Annotated in this window: 16 protein-coding genes; 8 read left to right on the top strand and 8 right to left on the bottom strand. The window is 62.0% G+C overall.

Translation table 11 applies throughout. From position 1 onward, the window contains the following. Nucleotides 1-208: 208 nt before the first annotated feature. From CEPID_RS00500 to CEPID_RS12685, 4 genes are read right to left on the bottom strand one after another with little or no spacing between them, the layout of a single operon-like run. Complete coding sequence (locus tag CEPID_RS00500) at nucleotides 209-1015, bottom strand: glycosyltransferase (RefSeq protein WP_052843243.1); 807 nt, start codon at nucleotides 1013-1015, stop codon at nucleotides 209-211. Beyond that, entirely contained in the window at nucleotides 1012-1806 is a 795-nt protein-coding gene (locus CEPID_RS13530; RefSeq protein ID WP_047239301.1) for a glycosyltransferase family 2 protein, read from the bottom strand. Before CEPID_RS13530 ends, CEPID_RS00500 begins: the two co-directional genes overlap by 4 nt. After that, nucleotides 1794-2705: a glycosyltransferase gene (locus CEPID_RS13525; RefSeq protein WP_330217770.1), complete on the bottom strand. Its 912-nt coding sequence runs from the start codon at nucleotides 2703-2705 to the stop codon at nucleotides 1794-1796. The genes CEPID_RS13530 and CEPID_RS13525 overlap by 13 nt, the downstream gene beginning before the upstream one ends. 5 nt (nucleotides 2706-2710) lie before the next feature. After that, complete coding sequence (locus CEPID_RS12685) at nucleotides 2711-4738, bottom strand: glycosyltransferase (RefSeq protein ID WP_144413388.1); 2028 nt, start codon at nucleotides 4736-4738, stop codon at nucleotides 2711-2713. A 108-nt stretch (nucleotides 4739-4846) separates the two neighbouring features. On the opposite strand from CEPID_RS12685, the gene CEPID_RS00475 reads away from it, so the two are divergent. Both CEPID_RS00475 and CEPID_RS13520 read left to right on the top strand, forming a co-directional pair. Next, the gene (locus tag CEPID_RS00475) at nucleotides 4847-5767 is read left to right on the top strand and encodes a WcbI family polysaccharide biosynthesis putative acetyltransferase (protein ID WP_236684263.1); all 921 of its coding nucleotides are present in this window, start codon (nucleotides 4847-4849) and stop codon (nucleotides 5765-5767) included. Further along, nucleotides 5764-7878 (top strand): glycosyltransferase, encoded by a 2115-nt coding sequence (locus CEPID_RS13520; protein ID WP_236684262.1) that lies wholly within the window; start codon nucleotides 5764-5766, stop codon nucleotides 7876-7878. Before CEPID_RS00475 ends, CEPID_RS13520 begins: the two co-directional genes overlap by 4 nt. A gap of 207 nt (nucleotides 7879-8085) precedes the next feature. Here the strand turns inward: CEPID_RS13520 and CEPID_RS00460 are convergent, their stop codons facing one another. Beyond that, nucleotides 8086-9099 carry an ABC transporter substrate-binding protein gene (locus CEPID_RS00460; RefSeq protein ID WP_047239299.1) on the bottom strand — a complete coding sequence of 338 codons (1014 nt, stop codon included), beginning with the start codon at nucleotides 9097-9099 and terminating at the stop codon, nucleotides 8086-8088. Nucleotides 9100-9146: 47 nt separating this feature from the next. Here CEPID_RS00460 and CEPID_RS00455 point away from each other — a divergent pair, with 47 nt between their 5' ends. Genes CEPID_RS00455 through CEPID_RS00445 form a run of 3 tightly spaced genes read left to right on the top strand, consistent with a single transcriptional unit; the run spans nucleotide 9147 to nucleotide 11928 of the window. Continuing rightward, a complete protein-coding gene (locus tag CEPID_RS00455) occupies nucleotides 9147-10151 on the top strand; it encodes an iron chelate uptake ABC transporter family permease subunit (protein ID WP_047239298.1) in 1005 nt (334 codons plus the stop codon). Beyond that, nucleotides 10151-11131 carry a FecCD family ABC transporter permease gene (locus CEPID_RS00450; RefSeq protein WP_047239297.1) on the top strand — a complete coding sequence of 327 codons (981 nt, stop codon included), beginning with the start codon at nucleotides 10151-10153 and terminating at the stop codon, nucleotides 11129-11131. The genes CEPID_RS00455 and CEPID_RS00450 overlap by 1 nt, the downstream gene beginning before the upstream one ends. Next, on the top strand, nucleotides 11128-11928 hold the full coding sequence (locus tag CEPID_RS00445) for an ABC transporter ATP-binding protein (protein WP_047239296.1): 801 nt from the start codon (nucleotides 11128-11130) through the stop codon (nucleotides 11926-11928). Before CEPID_RS00450 ends, CEPID_RS00445 begins: the two co-directional genes overlap by 4 nt. On the opposite strand, the gene CEPID_RS00440 is transcribed toward CEPID_RS00445, so the two are convergent. Together CEPID_RS00440 and CEPID_RS00435 are read right to left on the bottom strand one after the other, a co-directional pair. Further along, entirely contained in the window at nucleotides 11925-12710 is a 786-nt protein-coding gene (locus tag CEPID_RS00440; RefSeq protein WP_083984307.1) for a YhfC family glutamic-type intramembrane protease, read from the bottom strand. The genes CEPID_RS00445 and CEPID_RS00440 overlap by 4 nt on opposite strands. Before the next feature lie 46 nt (nucleotides 12711-12756). Next, nucleotides 12757-14397, bottom strand: a complete 1641-nt coding sequence (locus CEPID_RS00435; RefSeq protein WP_047239294.1) for a cytochrome c biogenesis protein DipZ — start codon at nucleotides 14395-14397, stop codon at nucleotides 12757-12759. Nucleotides 14398-14569: 172 nt separating this feature from the next. On the opposite strand from CEPID_RS00435, the gene CEPID_RS00430 reads away from it, so the two are divergent. The 3 genes from CEPID_RS00430 to CEPID_RS00420 are packed head-to-tail and all read left to right on the top strand — an operon-like array spanning nucleotide 14570 to nucleotide 16058. Then, the gene (locus CEPID_RS00430) at nucleotides 14570-14884 is read left to right on the top strand and encodes a hypothetical protein (RefSeq protein WP_047239293.1); all 315 of its coding nucleotides are present in this window, start codon (nucleotides 14570-14572) and stop codon (nucleotides 14882-14884) included. Between the two features lie 35 nt (nucleotides 14885-14919). Then, nucleotides 14920-15477 (top strand): sigma-70 family RNA polymerase sigma factor, encoded by a 558-nt coding sequence (locus tag CEPID_RS00425; RefSeq protein ID WP_047239292.1) that lies wholly within the window; start codon nucleotides 14920-14922, stop codon nucleotides 15475-15477. Further along, the gene (locus CEPID_RS00420) at nucleotides 15474-16058 is read left to right on the top strand and encodes an anti-sigma factor (protein ID WP_047239291.1); all 585 of its coding nucleotides are present in this window, start codon (nucleotides 15474-15476) and stop codon (nucleotides 16056-16058) included. Before CEPID_RS00425 ends, CEPID_RS00420 begins: the two co-directional genes overlap by 4 nt. A gap of 13 nt (nucleotides 16059-16071) precedes the next feature. Here CEPID_RS00420 and CEPID_RS00415 read toward each other — a convergent pair whose 3' ends face one another. Beyond that, on the bottom strand, nucleotides 16072-16977 hold the full coding sequence (locus tag CEPID_RS00415; RefSeq protein WP_052843240.1) for an esterase/lipase family protein: 906 nt from the start codon (nucleotides 16975-16977) through the stop codon (nucleotides 16072-16074).

Here is a 16977-nt window from a genome sequence, read left to right as displayed (position 1 = left end):
ACGCGTGAGTAACGACGCGCCAGGTGCCGACGAGAAATTTGTAAGCTCTTGGTTTCGGAAAGGGCAAGTGGATAGGGATCAGAATTTAAAAGGTTCACACTTTATTAGACTTCTCGAGACCCCCAAATCGTTCTCCCCGGCAATAAATTTCTTGTCGGAGTGGCGGAATGCCTTCGAGGTTGTACAAAATTTGAAAAAGTGAGCAACCTCAAAGGCAATCGGCGGAGCGGTGGGGCGCGGCGGAGCGGTGGGGCGCGGCGGAGCGGTGGGGCGCGGCGTCGCGAACAGGCGCGGCGTCCCCGAGTAGCGCGGCATCACTATCAAGCGTCGCCTCTCCGCGCAGCCCCTCCAGATACCCGGAAAATCCGCCTGGCGTGCGATTCGATTGCCTGGTCGAGGTATGAACTGGGTCCTCGGCTATCCGGGAGACTCGATACCCGCTGTGAACGAACTCGTCGACTAATTCCACATCCTCGGATTCGACCGTGAACGGAAAGCCTCCGACCTCGAGGTAGGCGCAGGCACTGAAGCTCATATTAGCGCCATGGATATGCCGATGCCCAGGTTTCGCCTGGTAGCGAGCCTCGTACTCGGCGACTACCTCTGCCGGGGCATCTCCCCAATCTGGTGCGACCGTCCCCGTCACCACATCACACGTCGCTGCGTAGGAAAGGTGGGTACGGATCCAGGTGGCAGGCACCAGGCTGTCGGCATCGGTGTTGAAGATCCAGATGTTTTCGGTGGGCACATTTCGGAGAATCACCAGGCCGGCGGTGATACCGGCGTGGCGGGAGCGGCCGACCATCGCGAAGGAAAATTCCAGTGCGTGCAAGTCGTGCGGGAGCCGCTCGAGGATCGCAGCAGTACGATCGCTGCACTTGTCCAGCGCTACCACGATCTCCACATGCACCCCGCTGAGCTGAGCCGATTGTACGATCGCGTCTAAGCAGGCCTCGATGTGCTCTTCTTCGTCGTGCGCGGGGATGACCACCAGTGCGTGCGTGTATTTGCTCATTGATTGACCACCCATTTCCCGGCCTCAATCCGGATCGCATCCGCCGCGGCGAATTGGTCCAGCCAGCCTTTCATCGGCCATGTCCCCCATTTCTCCTGGAAGTAGTTCGCGTTTCTCACAATGTCCACAAGGTGCTCCCACGGTGGCCGGGACACCGGATGCCACTGGTGGTAGGCATGGGCGCCACCGCACCAGCGCATGGGGATGTCATGTGCGCGCAGCTGCCAGCCGAAGTCGGTGTCTTCGCCCCCATAGCCGGTGAAACCTTCGTCGAATCCACCGAAGCTGTCACGGCAGCGTCGCCACAGCGTCGCAGACATCGCGAACGACAGCGACCAAAACAGGTCATATTCCTTGGCGGTCGCCACCGGGCATTCCCCCGCGGGCGGGTTCGGACGCACCTCGTGCGGCGCCGTCAAATCATCGAGCCGGTGCAGGTCAGCACCTTCGGGAAGATAGGTGACCGGCCCGCTCAGCACCGCGTCGAGTTCTAGGGTGGCCGCATATCGATCCAACAATTCCGGTCCCGGCAGGCAATCGGCATCCATGAACACCACGACGTCGCCACGCGTGGCTGCCCAGTCACCGGCCAGGTTGCGGGCTTGGGCGAGGTTGGGGCGCGCGTCGTCCAGCTTTGCGACGCACTCGATGCCGGACGGAACTCGCGTATCCGAAGTGAGCGCCACCATGCCATGTTGCACCCCGGGCCAGTGCCGCTGCAGGAAGGTGTGCTGGGTGTGCACTCGATCGATCCGTGCTTGGTTGGCGAGGGTGACCACTACTGTCCGCATGTCGCTACCTCCTGAATCACCTCGGCGGCACGCTGGGCAGCACCCGCGGTTTGCCAAGCCGACCAGTCGGTATTCTGCTGGGCTGCCCGCAAGGTAGCGGGGATGTCGGCTGGGATCTCGCGCAGAATAGTGGCCAGGCCCAGGGATTCCAGGGCCTGAGCATTGGCTTCCTGTTCGTCAAAAGGTCGCTGTTCGGGGATGATGATCGCCGGAGCGCCGGCGGTGGCGATATCCGCGATGGAGTTTTGCCCGGCCGCAGCGACCACCAGCCCGGCGCGCTGCAAGTAGGGCATGGGATTTGCTACTCGGTTCTCGCCACCCAGGACCCAAGCGGAGAGCTGAGCTGCGAACGCCGGCAGGAGTTCCCCGCCGCCACGACCCTGCAGCACCACGATGTCGTCGTTACGCGGGCCCGGAGTTGGGTCGACTGCGAACTGGCTGATTCCACCGACTGCGTACAGTTTGGACTTGAACTTTCTGAGGTGTGGCGGGGTCTTGAGTGTCGATGGCCACGGCGCGATGAGTGCGCTGGCCTGGGAGTATGCCAATTGGTGGGGTGGGTCGCCGCGGTGGCCGGGCATCGCGACGCAGATTACGGGGATGCCGAGCAATCGGACGAAGCACACAACTTCGACGGAGGTATCCACATAGAAGGCAGCGGGCTGGTTCTCCTTGATCCAGGTGGCAATCGTGGCCATGCGGGCCGTGAATCCGGGCACGCCGAGTGGGGCCCAATGCAAGGTGCCCGCGGCTGTCGTGTCGCGGGCACCTTCGCCGACATCCAGGGGAAGGGAGACGTCTGCGCCTGGCGCGGAGGAGAGGATCACGGCGTCGTCCAACCAGCGCGCGATGGCTCGGCAGCGGTGGAGATGCCCAGAACCTTGGTGGTGAGCATACATTCCGATCAAGCGATCACCTGCGCAAAGAGTTCGGTGTAGCGGTCGGCGAAGCGGCGCAGGCTGAAGCTATCCACGGCCCACTGCGCAGTCGCCTGGCGGTCGGCGGAGGCTGCCCGTTCAAGCGCTCGCGCCAGACCGGTGGCGTCGGTGGCGAGGCGGTCGGGGAAGTCGGCTAGGATCTCCGCTACCCCGCCCCGGGCAAGTGCTGCGACTGGGGTGCCACAGGCCATTGCTTCGATGACGACGAGCCCAAAAGGTTCCTCCCACGCCGGGGTGACCACGCATACCTTCGCGCGGGCCACCTCCCACGCCAACTCCGCGTGCGCGAGTTCACCCAGCCAGGTCAAGTCTGGGCCCAGCCGTGGCCGCAGCTCCTCTTCGAAGTAACTAGGCGAGCCCACGCGCCCGGCGATGCGTAGGGGTATTCCGGCCATCCGGCAGGCATCGATGGCGATATGCAGGCCCTTTTCCGGCACGATCCGGCCGAACCAGATGGCTGCTTCGCCACCGGCACCCAGGCGCCACAAGGTTTCGTCGACACTATTGGGCAGGATGTGCGCCGCTTCTGGGAGCTGCCACGAAGCGGCCGTGGTTTGGCTGACGGCGGTGAAGATGCCCGCGGGGTGCGGGCCCGGGCGTCGCGCTGCAAGGTCGATTCCACTCTGGACCTCGATGAACCCTGGGGCGTGCAAGGTTGTAACCATCGGCAAGGGGTGATCCCCAAGAAACAGGCCCGGGTGCAGGCTGTTGTTGTGGATGACGTCGATTTCACCCTCGGCCACCGCCCGTTCGAGATGTCCACGCAACCGCTCGAAAGCAACGTCTTCAACTTCGCGCTGGCCCGGCGGGTAGGTGTGGTCGGTTTCTTGGGCTTCATAGCCAGTCCAATCCACACCCGGGAATTCCCATTCCCTGCAGTGCCCGTCGGAGCCACGCACCGCATACAGTTCGACGCGGTGCCCGTGGCGTCGAAAAGCAGCGCGCGCCGTGGCACAAAAAGCCTCCAGCCCACCTGGGTATGGCTCGCGCACGGGGAACCGGGAGGGCGCGACAAGGGCGATCGCGAATTTGGGGCCTCTAAGCTCGTGGTACATCTCGGCATGCAGCTTCTCGACGTCGCGCGCCTGGGCCACCCGATCCCCTTGGAAGACGAGGCGGGGCAGCGTGACGAGCTCTGCGGCAATCTCGCCTGCGCGACCACCATCGCCCACCGGGTATTCGCGGACCGCACGCGGATCGTCGGCCTGGCTGAGGTAGCAGCCTACGTTCGGGGCAAGGACGTATGCGCCCAGGTCACGGCACATCTCCAGCCAGCCCGAATGGGTGCCGCGGATATAAGGCAGCAGCACGACCTGGCAGCGGGCGATCGTGTGGTGGAGGGTGGCGTCGTTCATTGGGGCGTGGCTAATCAGGGTGATGCCAGGCACTTTAGCCAAGGACTGGACGAGGGGGTGGTCGCACTGGTCCGCGTGGACGAACACGGTCAGGGGTTGCCGAGCCGCGAATTCCGAATAAAACTGCAGTTCAGTGGAGGTGTTGGCACGCAGCGACTTGAGAAAAACCGCAGCCGGATACTCAGGGGCGGGCAGCGGGTCTGGGACGTAGCTCGGAGAGACGATCGCTGGGTGCGGGACGACGTCAACGCTTCGGGCCGGGACCTGGAATTCGGAGACCAGGCGATCCCGGGCGGCGGTCGTGAGGGTGAGGATGCGGGCGGCGTCGGCAAGCAGGAGGCGCAGGAGTTCGTGGAAAGCGCTTTGGTCGGCCAGGTGGGGGTTGTCAATGTCGTGTACTGTCACCACCAGTGGGATGCGACGCGCGCGGAGGACTTTTAAGAATTCGTGCATCTGCGGGCGATCGAGATGTTCAAAGCCGAAATGGACGTGCACGATCTCGGGATTGTGGTGCTCCCACCATTCCGGTTCGAACGCCGGGTGGGGCCACCAAGGTTCCGGCTCAGGCAGGGCTGGAGGAGACATCCGCATGACGGCCTGTGGGTATGGGTGGTTGGCCGGGATGGACAATATTGACACCTATTAATTCCCCCCTCCGGTAAAATGAAAAACCTAAGGTTCTACGGTGAGTATATACCGACGGTCGGAACATATGTGCGGTGAATTGACGTCCGGAGAGGAGAGCTGGTGACAAGCCTGCGCGAAGTGACCCCGCGCCACCACCATTTCGGGACGTTTTACCAGCTCAAATCCCTGCCACACCCCGAGGGGCTGCCGCGCATCGCGGTGATCGGCAACTGCCAGGCCGAATCCCTGCGTATCTTGCTGGATAGCGCTGGCGCTGGGTTGTCGTTCCGTATCCCACCGATCCACGAGTGGGAAGCCAGCGACCTCCCCTTCGTCCGCACGGCGTTGGCTCACACGGATGTCCTGATCGTGCAGCAGGTGCGTGACGATTATCGAGGTCTGCCCGTCGGCACGGCGCAGCTCGCCACGCTCCTGCCACGCGCTGCCCGGGTGGTGCGGTTTCCCGTGCTGCGTTTCGACGCCCTCAACCCCTACCTCGCCATCATCCGCCCACCAAACGACCCGGGGCTTACTCCCCCGCTCGTCCCCTACCATGACCTGCGGCTATTCGCCCAAGCGGCGGGCCTGCGCCAACGTCATCCAGTACCACCGGAAGCCTTTGTGGCGTGCGCGCGGGTGAATGTGGCGGAACTGGCGCGTCGCGAGCTTCGCGACGGCATCGTGGCCATGTCCGACTACCTAGAAAGCAACCCGGTGTGGCACACCCTGAACCATCCAGATAATGCGACGCTGGCCGAATTAGCCGCCCGGGTCCTACGCGAGCTGGGGATGAGCGGCGAAGTAAAGCCTCCGGCGGATCGTGAAATGCTGGGTCGACTACAGGCACCGATCCTGCCAGCAGCCGCCGAGGCGCTAGGGGTATCAACCCACCGGCCGACATGGCTGCAGGACGGTGAACCCATCGCGCAGTCTGAAATCGATGCCGCTCACCTCGACTTCTACGCCGCCTACCCGGAAGCCGTCACCGCTGGCCTGCGACGTCATGCTGCCCGGCTCAACACCTTAGGATTCACCCAATGACAAAGCTGGTACATGTGATTGTCGGCCCTGAGCAGCACGGCGTGGTCGAGTACGCACTCCGGCTGCACGAGCAGGTAGGCGGCCCACTGGTACGCGCCGAAACGGTGGCTGAGCTGCCCGCCGAGCTACCTGCCGGGCCCATCCATCTCACGTTTACGGACCATCTGTTCGGTTCCTCCCCAGACTCCGCCGTGACCGCCGTCCTCAACCTAGCCTCCGGGCGCGCGCTCAGCATCTCCTGCCACGACATTCCCCAGCCCGAAGAAGGTTCCGAGCGCTTTGCCCGGCGCGCCAAGGCTTATCGACGCCTCGCGGCATCCGCCCAGCTCCTGGTAGTTAATTCGCACCACGAGGCGGCCTTCTTCGCCCCCACCGAGGTGGAGGTGGTACACCTGCCTTTAACTGCTGCACCCGCCTCCACGGTGGAGCCCGACCCGACCACAGTGGGCATCCTGGGCTACATCTACCCAGGCAAAGGCCATGAAGATGTCTTGCGGGCACTCACCGGCACCGACATGTCCCTCCTCGCTTTGGGGAAATTCGCCACCGGGCACGAATACCTGGACAAGACTCTGCGTGATCTGGCAGACGAGCTAGGAGTTTCCTACTCAACCACGGGCTTCATCCCAGACATTGATTTGCACGCGCGGATGCAGGGCGTCGGCGTGCCGGTGTGCGCCCATCGACACTTCTCAGCTTCCGGATCGCTCATGCAATGGCTCAGCGTCGGCAGGAAAGTCCTGGTCAGCGACAGTTCCTACTCGCGGGAGCTCGCGGAACTCTGGCCCAACTTCATCACCACGGTCCCCGCCGATTCCTGGACTGAGACCCTGCGCAGCCTCCCCGACGACTTCGCTACCCCACTCACCCCGCCCACCAACTGGACCTGGGCGGAAGTCAGCAACCGCTTTCGCGAACTCTGGAGTCACCCACCTTTCGAACTCGCGGGAAACCACCTCCCAGCAGCGACGACGCGCTGGCCTGACGTCAGCGTGATCATCCCCTATTTTGAAAACCAAGCTGACCTCAACCTGCTGCTCGAAGCGCTACACAACCAGGACTACCCCGGGGAGGTGGAGATTATCGTCGCCGATGATGGTTCCCGACAAGCCCCGAACGTCCCGGACTCAGTGACCGTGGTGCGACAGGATGATCAAGGATTCCGCGCGGCGGCAGCCCGCAACCTGGGCGCCAGCCGGGCGAGAGGCGAGATTTTGGCGTTCTTGGATGGCGATACCATCCCGCACGTCGACTACCTGCGGGAATCTGTCGCGGTGGCGGCGCGCGATCCGCGGGCGGTGGTCGTCGGAAAGCGTGTGCACGCAGGCTCCCAGCCCGAATGGCTTGCGGACGCTTACGCCCGAACCGCCAACCTTGCTACGGCCGACGACACCTCGTGGCGATTCCTCATCTCCGCGGTGCTGACCTGCAGCCAAGATTTTTTCACACGGATCGGCGGTTTCGACGCCTCAATGGTGGGCTACGGTGGCGAGGACTGGGATTTCGCGTGGCGAGCATGGAACGCAGGCGCGATCTTCCGCCACGTCCCGACAGCCATAGCCGAGCACGCCGGTCCAGACTGGGGCGCCCGCAACATCAACGAACCGGAGGCGGAAAAGAACGTGGAGTCGGTGGCCCTGGCCCGCCGAATTACTCACCCGTTGGCCCGGCCAACCGGAATGATCGCAGCTCCAGATATCGTGGTGTTTCTCCCCGATAATGTGCAGGATTGGCCGGCGGGTGCGGTAGAAAAGGTAATACTGGGCTGGCTACAGCTCGGGGCGGTCGCCTGCGTCCTGCCGAGAGTCCCACCGCTCTTCGCCGACGATCCGCGCGTGAGCGCCTCCCCCGTTGTCGCTCGCGTCTCAGTGGCGCTTGACCTGCCGTTTATCCCCGCCGACCTCGCGGAGATTTACCGCGCCGAGGAACTCGGCGGGCTGGTTACACTCTTTACTTCCGGACTATCAGACCGCTGCGCCACTGTGATCTTCGCCCGGCGCGAGGCCCTGCGCTCTTGGGGAGTCGAAGTTGCCCCTTGCCTGCGCATGTTCGTGCCCGGCGAAGTGGTCAACGGCCCAGTTCGTTTGGAGAGGCTTTTCGCCGGCTGGTGACCGCGGCGTCCCAGAGCGGCGCTCGCAGCTCGGCTCACGCTGCGGCGCGCTCGGGCCACGCCACAAAGTGCCTTTCAACCTGTACAAAAATCGAAAAAGTGAGCAACCTCAAAGGCAAACGCCCTCGCGAAGAAACACGCCCACACAACAGCACCGGCACCCAAGACCGAACCAACAGCACCGAAGGCCAACCCGCTGACTTAAGAATTACTTCTTCGGCAGCTGTTCCTTCAGGTCTTTCACGATCTGCATCGCGCCAGTTGGACCGAGGCCAAGGAACCAGACGTCGTCTTCGACACGCTTGGCTTGGCCATTGGCTACCGCCGGGAGGGCTTTCCAGGCGGAGCTTTCGGTTACCGTGGTCTCGCCGGTGGCGTCTGGTTTGCCATAGGAGGAGTAGAAGATCACGGAGCCGTCAGCCTTATCGATAGTTTCCGGCGAGATCTCCACCGCGAGGTCGTCGATGTCTTGGATTTCAGGGCGTGCCAGTCCGGCATCCTTCAGGATCACTCCGATCAAGGACTTGTTGGCGTAAAGGCGCAACTTCCCTGGCATGAAGCGGACGAGCGAGACGGTGGTGCCGTCGGGAACGCTTGCACCCAAGCCGCTGACCTCGGTGGCGTACTCGTTGAGCTTTGCTTCGGCTTCCTTTTCCATACCGAGTGCTTCGCTGGCGAGCAGGAAGTTTTCTTTCCATGGGAAGCCCGGGCGGATGGAAAAGACTGTGGGGGCGATTTCTGCGAGCTGTGGGTAGAGTTTGTCCGCACGCAATTGGCTGCCCAAGATTAGGTCTGGTTTGAGCGCTGCGATCGCTTCGACGTTGACTTCGTTGATGGTGCCCACGGTTGGAACGTCTTTTAGCTGGTCAGCCAGGTAAGAAGGCACGGGGTTTGCGCCCTTCGTGGTGGTGATCCCCACCGGCTTGATCCCGAGCGAGAGCACCGAGTCGAGTTCACCGGACTCCAACACCACTACCCGTTGTGGCTTGGTTTTGATCTCCGTCGTTCCGGAGGCGTGGGTGATGGTCCGGGGGAACTGGCCGGGCGCCGCATCGCTGCCTAATTTAGCGGTTTCCGCGTCGGCGGTGTTGAACTTGCTGCCACCAACGGCGACATCTTTGTTACCACTTCCGGTGTTGGAATCATGGCTTGGGCTGCTGCATCCCGCCAGGGTGAGCGTGGAGGCGACGACAAGCGCCGTGATAGTTTTAGCTAGTCTCATGAAGCATAGGTTAGCCTAACCTTTTCCACTTGCGGTAATCTAGAGCAATGCCGATTCACATCCGCCGCGCCCCGCTCGCCGTGGTCCTGGCACTCGCTCTCGGTGCACTGGGCTTATCGACGGTCCTCTCACTCACCATCGGCGCCCGCGCGATCGCACTCCCCGAGATCTGGCAGGCTTTGCATACCCCTTCGGGAGACACCGTTTCCTCGATAGTCTGGGACCGCCGGATTCCGCGCACCCTAGTTGCCATAATCTGTGGCACCTCGCTGGGTTTGGCAGGAGCCCTCGTGCAAGCGTTAACCCGCAATCCGCTGGCTGATACGGGTGTGTTGGGAATCAACTCCGGCGCCGCTTTTGCTATCGTGCTCGGCCTGGCGCTGGGGGCTCCGGACTCTTCCCTCGCATTGCTTGGCTTGGCTCTAGCTGGCGCCACCGTCGCTGGACTGGGGATTTACACCTTGAGTCGCGGAAGATCGGCCGGGGTGGATCCCGTTAGATTGGTATTGGCGGGCGTCGCATTAAGCGCAATCCTTGGCGGGGTCGGAGACGGGTTAGCGCTCGTCAACCCGCAAGCATTTGACCGGTTGCACGCGTGGATGGTCGGGAACCTCGACGTTGCCTCCTACCAGCCGGTCTTCCTATGCTTAGCCGGCCTCCTGCTCGGCGGTCTTCCCGCAATAGCTGCGATTCGTGGCCTCGGCGCCCTGCAGCTAGGAGAAGAGACTGCGACCGCATTGGGAGCACAGTTGACCCGGACTCGTGTGATGGCGTTGGCTTCGATCATCATTTTGGCTGCCACTGCGACAGCGGCCGCTGGGGTCATCGTTTTTTTGGGCCTGCTCATACCGCACATTTCGCGCTGGCTCGTGGGCGCCTCCTTCGGGCGCATCCTGACGCTTTCTGCGCTCCTGGGACCCGTCGTTTTGCTGTGTGCCGATGTCGCGGGTCGAGTGTTGACCCCGGGCGAATTCCCGGCCGGTGTTGTGGTTTCGTTCATCGGCGCGCCCTTCTTGATCGCCTACGCCCAGCAGCGCGGGAAAGGGATCTGATGCGCGTTAAAATCGTCGCAGCTGCGCTGACCTTGGTATTGCTGGTTTTAGCATTTGGTGCCTTGGCGCTCCCGGGAGCGGGAATGAGCTTGGCTAAAGCGTGGGGTGCGCTGGTGGGCACCGAGCTGGGCCTGGCCCGTACGATTGTGTTGCAGTGGCGCGCACCCCGCGTATTCATCGCGATCATCGTCGGCGCAGCACTAGCGGTAAGTGGTTCCCTGTTTCAAGCCCTCACCCGTAACCCGTTGGGATCCCCAGACATCATTGGTTTTTCCTCAGGGGCTTATACCGGCGTGATCTGCGCAATCGTATTGGGTTATAGCGGCTTTTCGGGCCAAATCCTCGGTGCGCTCGCCGGTGGTTTAGCCACGGCTGTTATCGTTCTGGCGCTTTCGCTCCGCACGCGTATCGACGGCCTACGCATCATCCTCGTCGGCCTCGGACTCTCGGCCATGCTTTCAGCATTCAACCGCTGGCTCATCACCCGCGGAGAATTGGAAGCCATGATGTCGGCGGCAAGCTGGGGAGCAGGAAGCCTCAACGGAATCCGTTGGCCAGTTGCTCTGCCTGCTGGCTCTTGCCTGGCCCTGGTACTAGTGGGAGCGCTATTATTGCGCAGGCAGCTCGATGTTTTGGCCCTCGGCGATGACACTGCGCACGGCCTCGGACTGAATGTCAACCGGTTCAAGGTGCTTCTACTCGTGGTGGGAATCGTGCTGATCGCGGCGACAACCGCCGTTGCCGGCCCAATTTCCTTCGTGGCGCTGGCCGCACCGCACGTCGCGCAGGGCCTCAACCGCGCCAATCGCACCCCGCTGTGGACAACGGCGCTGGTGGGATCCTGTTTGTTGCTGGCGGCCGATATCATTGCACAGCGCGCTTTTCACCCGACCACCTTGCCTGTCGGTCTCGTAACTGTCGTGATCGGTGGCTGCTATCTTCTGTGTTTCATCGCTACCTCAGCTAGGAAGTTCTCATGACCTCTTTACGCGCCGACAATGCCACCCTAGCCTGGGACAACAACGTCATATCGCGGAAACTTTCCGTCGAATTACCCCGGGCGGCATTTACCGCCATCATCGGCCCGAACGGCTGCGGGAAGTCCACCCTACTGAAGTCTTTCGCCCGCATCCTCACGCCCACCGAAGGGGCGGTCTTTCTGGGGGAAGACAATCTCCGAGATCTCGGAAGTCGGGAAGTGGCCACTCGCCTGGCTTTCCTTCCCCAAACGACCGTCACGCCTCCTGACATCACGGTGTCCGAGCTAGTGCGACGTGGCCGTTTCCCGCATCAGAGCTTGCTCAAGCCCTGGTCACGTGAGGATAGCCGGGCCGTCAGCGCCGCCCTATCCGCAGCCAGCGTCGCCGAGCTTGCCGACGTCCGCGTCGCCGAACTCTCGGGTGGCCAACGTCAGCGCGTTTGGCTAGCGATGGTGCTGGCCCAAAACACGCCGGCGCTCCTACTAGACGAACCCACCACCTACCTAGACATTTCCCACCAGTACGGCCTGTTGGAGCTAGCCAAGGCCTTAGTCACACAACTCGACCGCACGGTGGTCGCGGTACTACATGATCTGCAACAAGCCGTGCGCTACGCCGATCACCTCATCGTGATGAAGAACGGCGAAATTGTTGCCACCGGCGTGCCGGAGGAAATCGTGACGAGTGAGCTGATTCGCGAAGTGTTCGGAATTTCGGTCGCGGTCCATACCTTGGATGGCCAAGTAGTGGTCGTCCCCAAGGGCCTTGCCACCCCAGACGTACGCGAACTGGGCTAATGCGCGCTGGCCTGCGCGCGAAGAACTTTCCGCGCACCCCGCACTACCAGGACTAGGACGATTGCAATCAGGGCGACACCACTCAGTTCGGCGATCCACATGTTCGCGCCGTGCGAAATCGCTGTGATGAGGGCGAAATTGGCGGTGCCATGTACCAATACGGCGGCGACCCAAGCCAGGGCCTTACGGCCCCGAACCACGCCCAGCAGGATCAGGATCGAACACACTATGTGTAAGCCGATCGCCCACATTCGCTCGATACCGCCAATGAAGTAGGCGGAGCTCGGAGTTTCCACCAGCACGGTCTGGATGTGCTGCGCGGCATCCCCAGGCAAGATCCCGGCGAGCGAATCCCAGTAGCCGAAGTTGATGGCGAGCCCCAGGACCAGATTGTTGACCATTGCGGCGCCAACCAGCAGGATCGCTTCGATCCCACCGTGGCCGAGACCGAACGCGACGCCGTCGATAAGGCGCCGAGCGCCCTTGAGGAGGTAAACCAGGCACAGCAGCCGCGCGGTTTCTTCGAAGATGCCCGCGCTGAAGCTGGCGACGGGGACGGAGGTGAGGAATGCGCCCAAGGTATTCGGCGCGATTGCCGACGCGAGCTGCATCAGCGGAATGCGCAGCATCATTTGCGATCCGACGAATGCGACCGCGCCGATCCCAACGACTGGGAGGATACGCCTATCGCGACGCCAGAGTGCCCACACCCCGACGAGCGGGATCGCGAGGCAAATCAAAAGCGAACATGCCATCCCTAGAAATGACGCGACGGGGACCATCCCACCTCCCAAGCAAATCTGTACTACTTAATATAACACAGATTGGCTATCCGAAGGTGAGGGAATACATCGTCACCTCGCCATGCGGAATGATGCTCACGATGCCATCCACCGGCTGCTCAGATCGCAGGACGTCCACCGTGCCGTCAGCGACCGGATACTCCCGGCGCGCGCCATCCGGGGTGGTGACCTCCAGCATGCCACTGCCAGAGACCACCGCTTGGACATGAGCGGCGTGGATGTTCACCTGTAGCGATGCGTCCCGCTGGGGCACGATGTGGTCAGAATTGACCGTCCAGTCCCCCGCCAAAGCGTACTGCCCGGTCTTGGGGGTCACGGCATCGAAATGCCTGCTGCCCGCACCATAATTCGAGTTTGCGAAATACTGGGCGCGCTCAAAACCAAAATATGTCTCCGGATTGCGACGCTCCGTCAACTGCCCAGGCCGCTCCGACATCCCCGATCCCTCCACCGGCGCAGGCAACTGCACGCCGGGGTTCGCTTCCTGCAGGAGCTGCCGGATCAGCTGCTCGGTTTCCGCGTAAGCGCCCTCGCCCTCATGAATGTGGCGAACATTGCCCTGCTTATCGACGAGATAGCGTGCCGGCCAGTAGCGGTTGTTGAAGTTCTTCCACGTCTCGAAGTCATTGTCCTGCGCCACCGGGTAATGGATACCTTCGCGCTTGGCGGCGGCCTGAACATTCGCCACCTCATGTTCAAAGCCATACTCAGGCGCATGCACGCCTAATACCTGCAGGCCTGCTGGCTGATAGGTGTCATACAACTTGGTGATGTGCTCCCCCGCCCGCTGACAGTTGATGCAGGCATACGCCCAAAAGTCCACCAAGGTTACTTTTCCTTCACCTAGCGTGACTGGCTGCTCGGTGTTAAACCAACCGGTCAGCCCAGCCAGTTCGGGTGCCGGCCCGCAGTCTTGTAGTTTCGACGGATCAGCGGTCCGACACGCAGCCAGACTTCCGCCACCGCCGAGGGCCTGCTGCACCTGGGTATTTTCCCCGAGGGACCGTTGGATTCCCGCTGTCCAGTCCGGGACGGCACGCTGCAGACGCTCCGGAGCGTTGGTGGCCAAAGCCAAGGCGAGCGCAATAATCACCACTCCTACCGCACGAGTGTGGCGACGCACTGCGTCGACCCGGTCGCCGATTTTGCTACCGGCGAGCGCGAAGAAGAACAACGGGATCGCTGCGCCCACGGCGAAGGACAGGGTGAGGACGACCGTCGATAAGCCAATGTCGCCGGTAGCGCCCGCGACGGTGATCGCGGCCAGGATCGGGCCCGCGCACGGCACGTAGACCGCACCAAGCGCCAGGCCGAGCACGAAGCCGCCATGCCCCTTGGCACGGTTTTGCAGGGCGGTTGGCCGTGGGATCAGGTCGAAGGGTGCTTCGAGCCAGGAACCCAGCTTCGGGAAAACCATGCCCAAACCCACCGCTACCAGCATGGCGACGCCCAACCAGCGCAGCAGGTCCTTAGGCAAACCCAACGCGCTGAGCAATATCGTGCCCAGGAGCATGATTGCGGAAAAGCTGATCGCCAGTCCGGCCACCACGTGGGATGGGCGTCGGCCGACGGATACCGTCAAAATGATAGGCAGGACGGGCAGGATACACGGTGAAAGGCCGGTCACCACCCCGCCGATTATGCCGATGGCTATTAGTTCGAGCACTGCACAAGCTCCCTTCACGTCGGTTGATACATGAAGTGATACGGAAGCAACGGCGAGAACAGATTGGAAAAACTTTTTTTAAACTTTTCCAATCCGAATGTGGGCAGGGCTCCGAAGTACTCCATGAAGCGCAAGAAAGGCTTGCGCATAATACTTGGAGGAGAACTTTCTCATGAAGACTCGTAACGCACTACGCAACCTCGGATTCGCCGGCGCACTCGTGGCCATTTCCCTCGGCACGGTGGCCTGTGGCGACAACGGTGATTCCAAGACCTCCGAAACCACTGCCCCAGCAATGTCCTCGGAAATGATGAAGCCTTCCGACAGCATGATGAAGACTTCCGAAATGATGAAGCCATCCGACAGCATGATGATGAGCACCGACAAGATGGCACCTGCGATGTCGTCCGAAATGATGCAGCCATCGGACAAGATGATGCAGCCTTCCGACAGCATGATGATGACGTCCGAAATGATGAAGCACTAGTTTTCTTCGCGGGGACGCGGTTACACTGTTCGGTTATGGATCTCGATAGCTTATTGGTTGCTGTTGCCGCTGGCGACAGCAACGCTTTCGGGTTGTTCTACGACGAACTGGCACCTCAAGTGCTCGGTGTAGCCCAGCACATCATTCGAGATCGCACGCAAGCCGAAGAAGTCACCCAAGAAGTGTTCATGGAGCTGTGGCGCACTGCCGCCAGCTTCGATCCTGCGCAATCCAGTGCGCGCAGTTGGGCGTTGAGGCTGACTCGCCTACGCGCGATCGATCGGCTGCGCTCCGACATGGCGGCTAAGAAACGGGACACCGCCGAGTTTGTCCAGCAAATGACCACGTGGATTGCGGCCGAAGATGAGGCCGTCGCGGATTTGGAAGCCCAAGAAATCCGGGAGCTGGTGGATTCGATCGGCGAACCGCACCGAACCGCAATCATGCTGGCATACTTTACGGGTATGTCCCACGCGGAGGTTGCGGAAGCGACCGGAGTTCCCCTGGGAACTGCGAAAACCCGAGTTCGGGATGGCATGAGCAAACTAAGAAACGCGCTGCGCGTTCACGCATCCGCAGGAGGTGCACAATGACGGACATCAATTTCCCCAAGGACCTTGATGCCGCGCTGGCGCGTGCCACTACCCCCCAAACTCCGCGTCCCGAACTGAAAGAGCAGCTCATGGCTGCGATCGCAGCGGAGCAAGACGCGAAGGTCGTTAGCATCGATTCGGCGAAGCCCAAGCGGCGCTGGCGGAGTGCCTTCTTGGCGACAGCAGCTGCAGTCACAATCTTTGCCGGGTCGCTGACCTGGATGAACCAGAGCGAGCCGGATTCCCATGACCAGATGCATTCCATCATGGCCGCAAGCGACGTGCGTCAGGCCAAAACCCAAGCAATGGGCGCGCAGCTCGACATCGTGGTGTCGTCCTCGATGGGCAAGGGCGGGGCGATGGTGGACGGTGCACCGGACGTCGATAAGGGCATGGGCGCTCAAGTTTGGGCGGTGATGGCTGACGGCAGCATGAAGTCCGCGGGCGTAATCGGTCCGGAGCCACACGATTCCGTCTGGATGCCGCTACCTGGAGAAACCATGAAAGTCATGATCACGGAGGAACCCGTAGGTGGCAGCGCGCAGCCGTCCGGAACCGTGCTCGCCGAGGCCGAGCTTTAGCTTATCGACGCCCCTAGCTGCGGACACACCCCGCAGCAGCATTGTCGTCCCCGGCGGCGCGGGTCAGACCCCAGACGATTTCGGAGATGGCCGTGGCGTCATGTGGCAGCCGGTCGTGGCGAGGTGTAGCGGCGCAGGTTGCCCCGAGATCAACGTTGACTACGTCGGCACCCGGGACAGCTGTGAGCTGGGAGGCGCTGTTCGGGGTGACAGTGGTGTCCGCAGGCGAGTAGATCGAGGTGTATTGCACGCCGGCGACGGTGTCGGGATGCTCATTCAGGCGGGTCATGAATTCCGAGCCCAAAACTTGCTGAATACCGGCGGTGCTGGCCAGGAAGGATGCGAGCCCTGGCGCGCCCTTAATGAGTGGGAGCAGAGCTGTTGCCATGCCACCCAAGGTGGTGCCGTGGTAGTTACCGCCGATGGCAACCACGCGGGCCACCGTGCCGGGCTCCCCGTAGAGCTGCTCGTAAGTCTTGGTGTGCATGCCACCCTGGCTGTGTCCAACCAAGTTCACCTTCTCCGCGCCGGTTACCTCGCGCACATAAGTCACCTGATCTGCGACTTCGCGTGCGGACACGTCCAGATCGCCGATGGCTTTGAGGGAAGGAATCATGTTTTGCAAGGTGATGTCGTCCGCACCGTAATCGAATGCCCAGACGCACATCCCGGCGCGCTTGAGCACGGGTGCGACATCGCCCCAGTTGCTGGCGTTATCCGAGGTGCCGTGAATGAGGATGACTGGCTCTTTCACATCCCCGGTGGGTACACAGTTCGAATCATTGATTCCCCAGCTAGCCGGGGCGGAGCTTTCAAATTTCGCGGTGATAACCGGGGCGGTTTCGGCCGCGGCGGCCGGGGCCACCAGGGCTGCCAGCGGGAGCAGCGAAGTACAGACGCTAGCAATGAGACGTTTCAT

The organism is Corynebacterium epidermidicanis, from assembly GCF_001021025.1.
Lineage (GTDB): Bacteria > Actinomycetota > Actinomycetes > Mycobacteriales > Mycobacteriaceae > Corynebacterium > Corynebacterium epidermidicanis.
The sequence above is the reverse complement of the archived record's forward strand: the minus strand, read 5'-3'. Positions and strand labels throughout refer to the sequence as shown.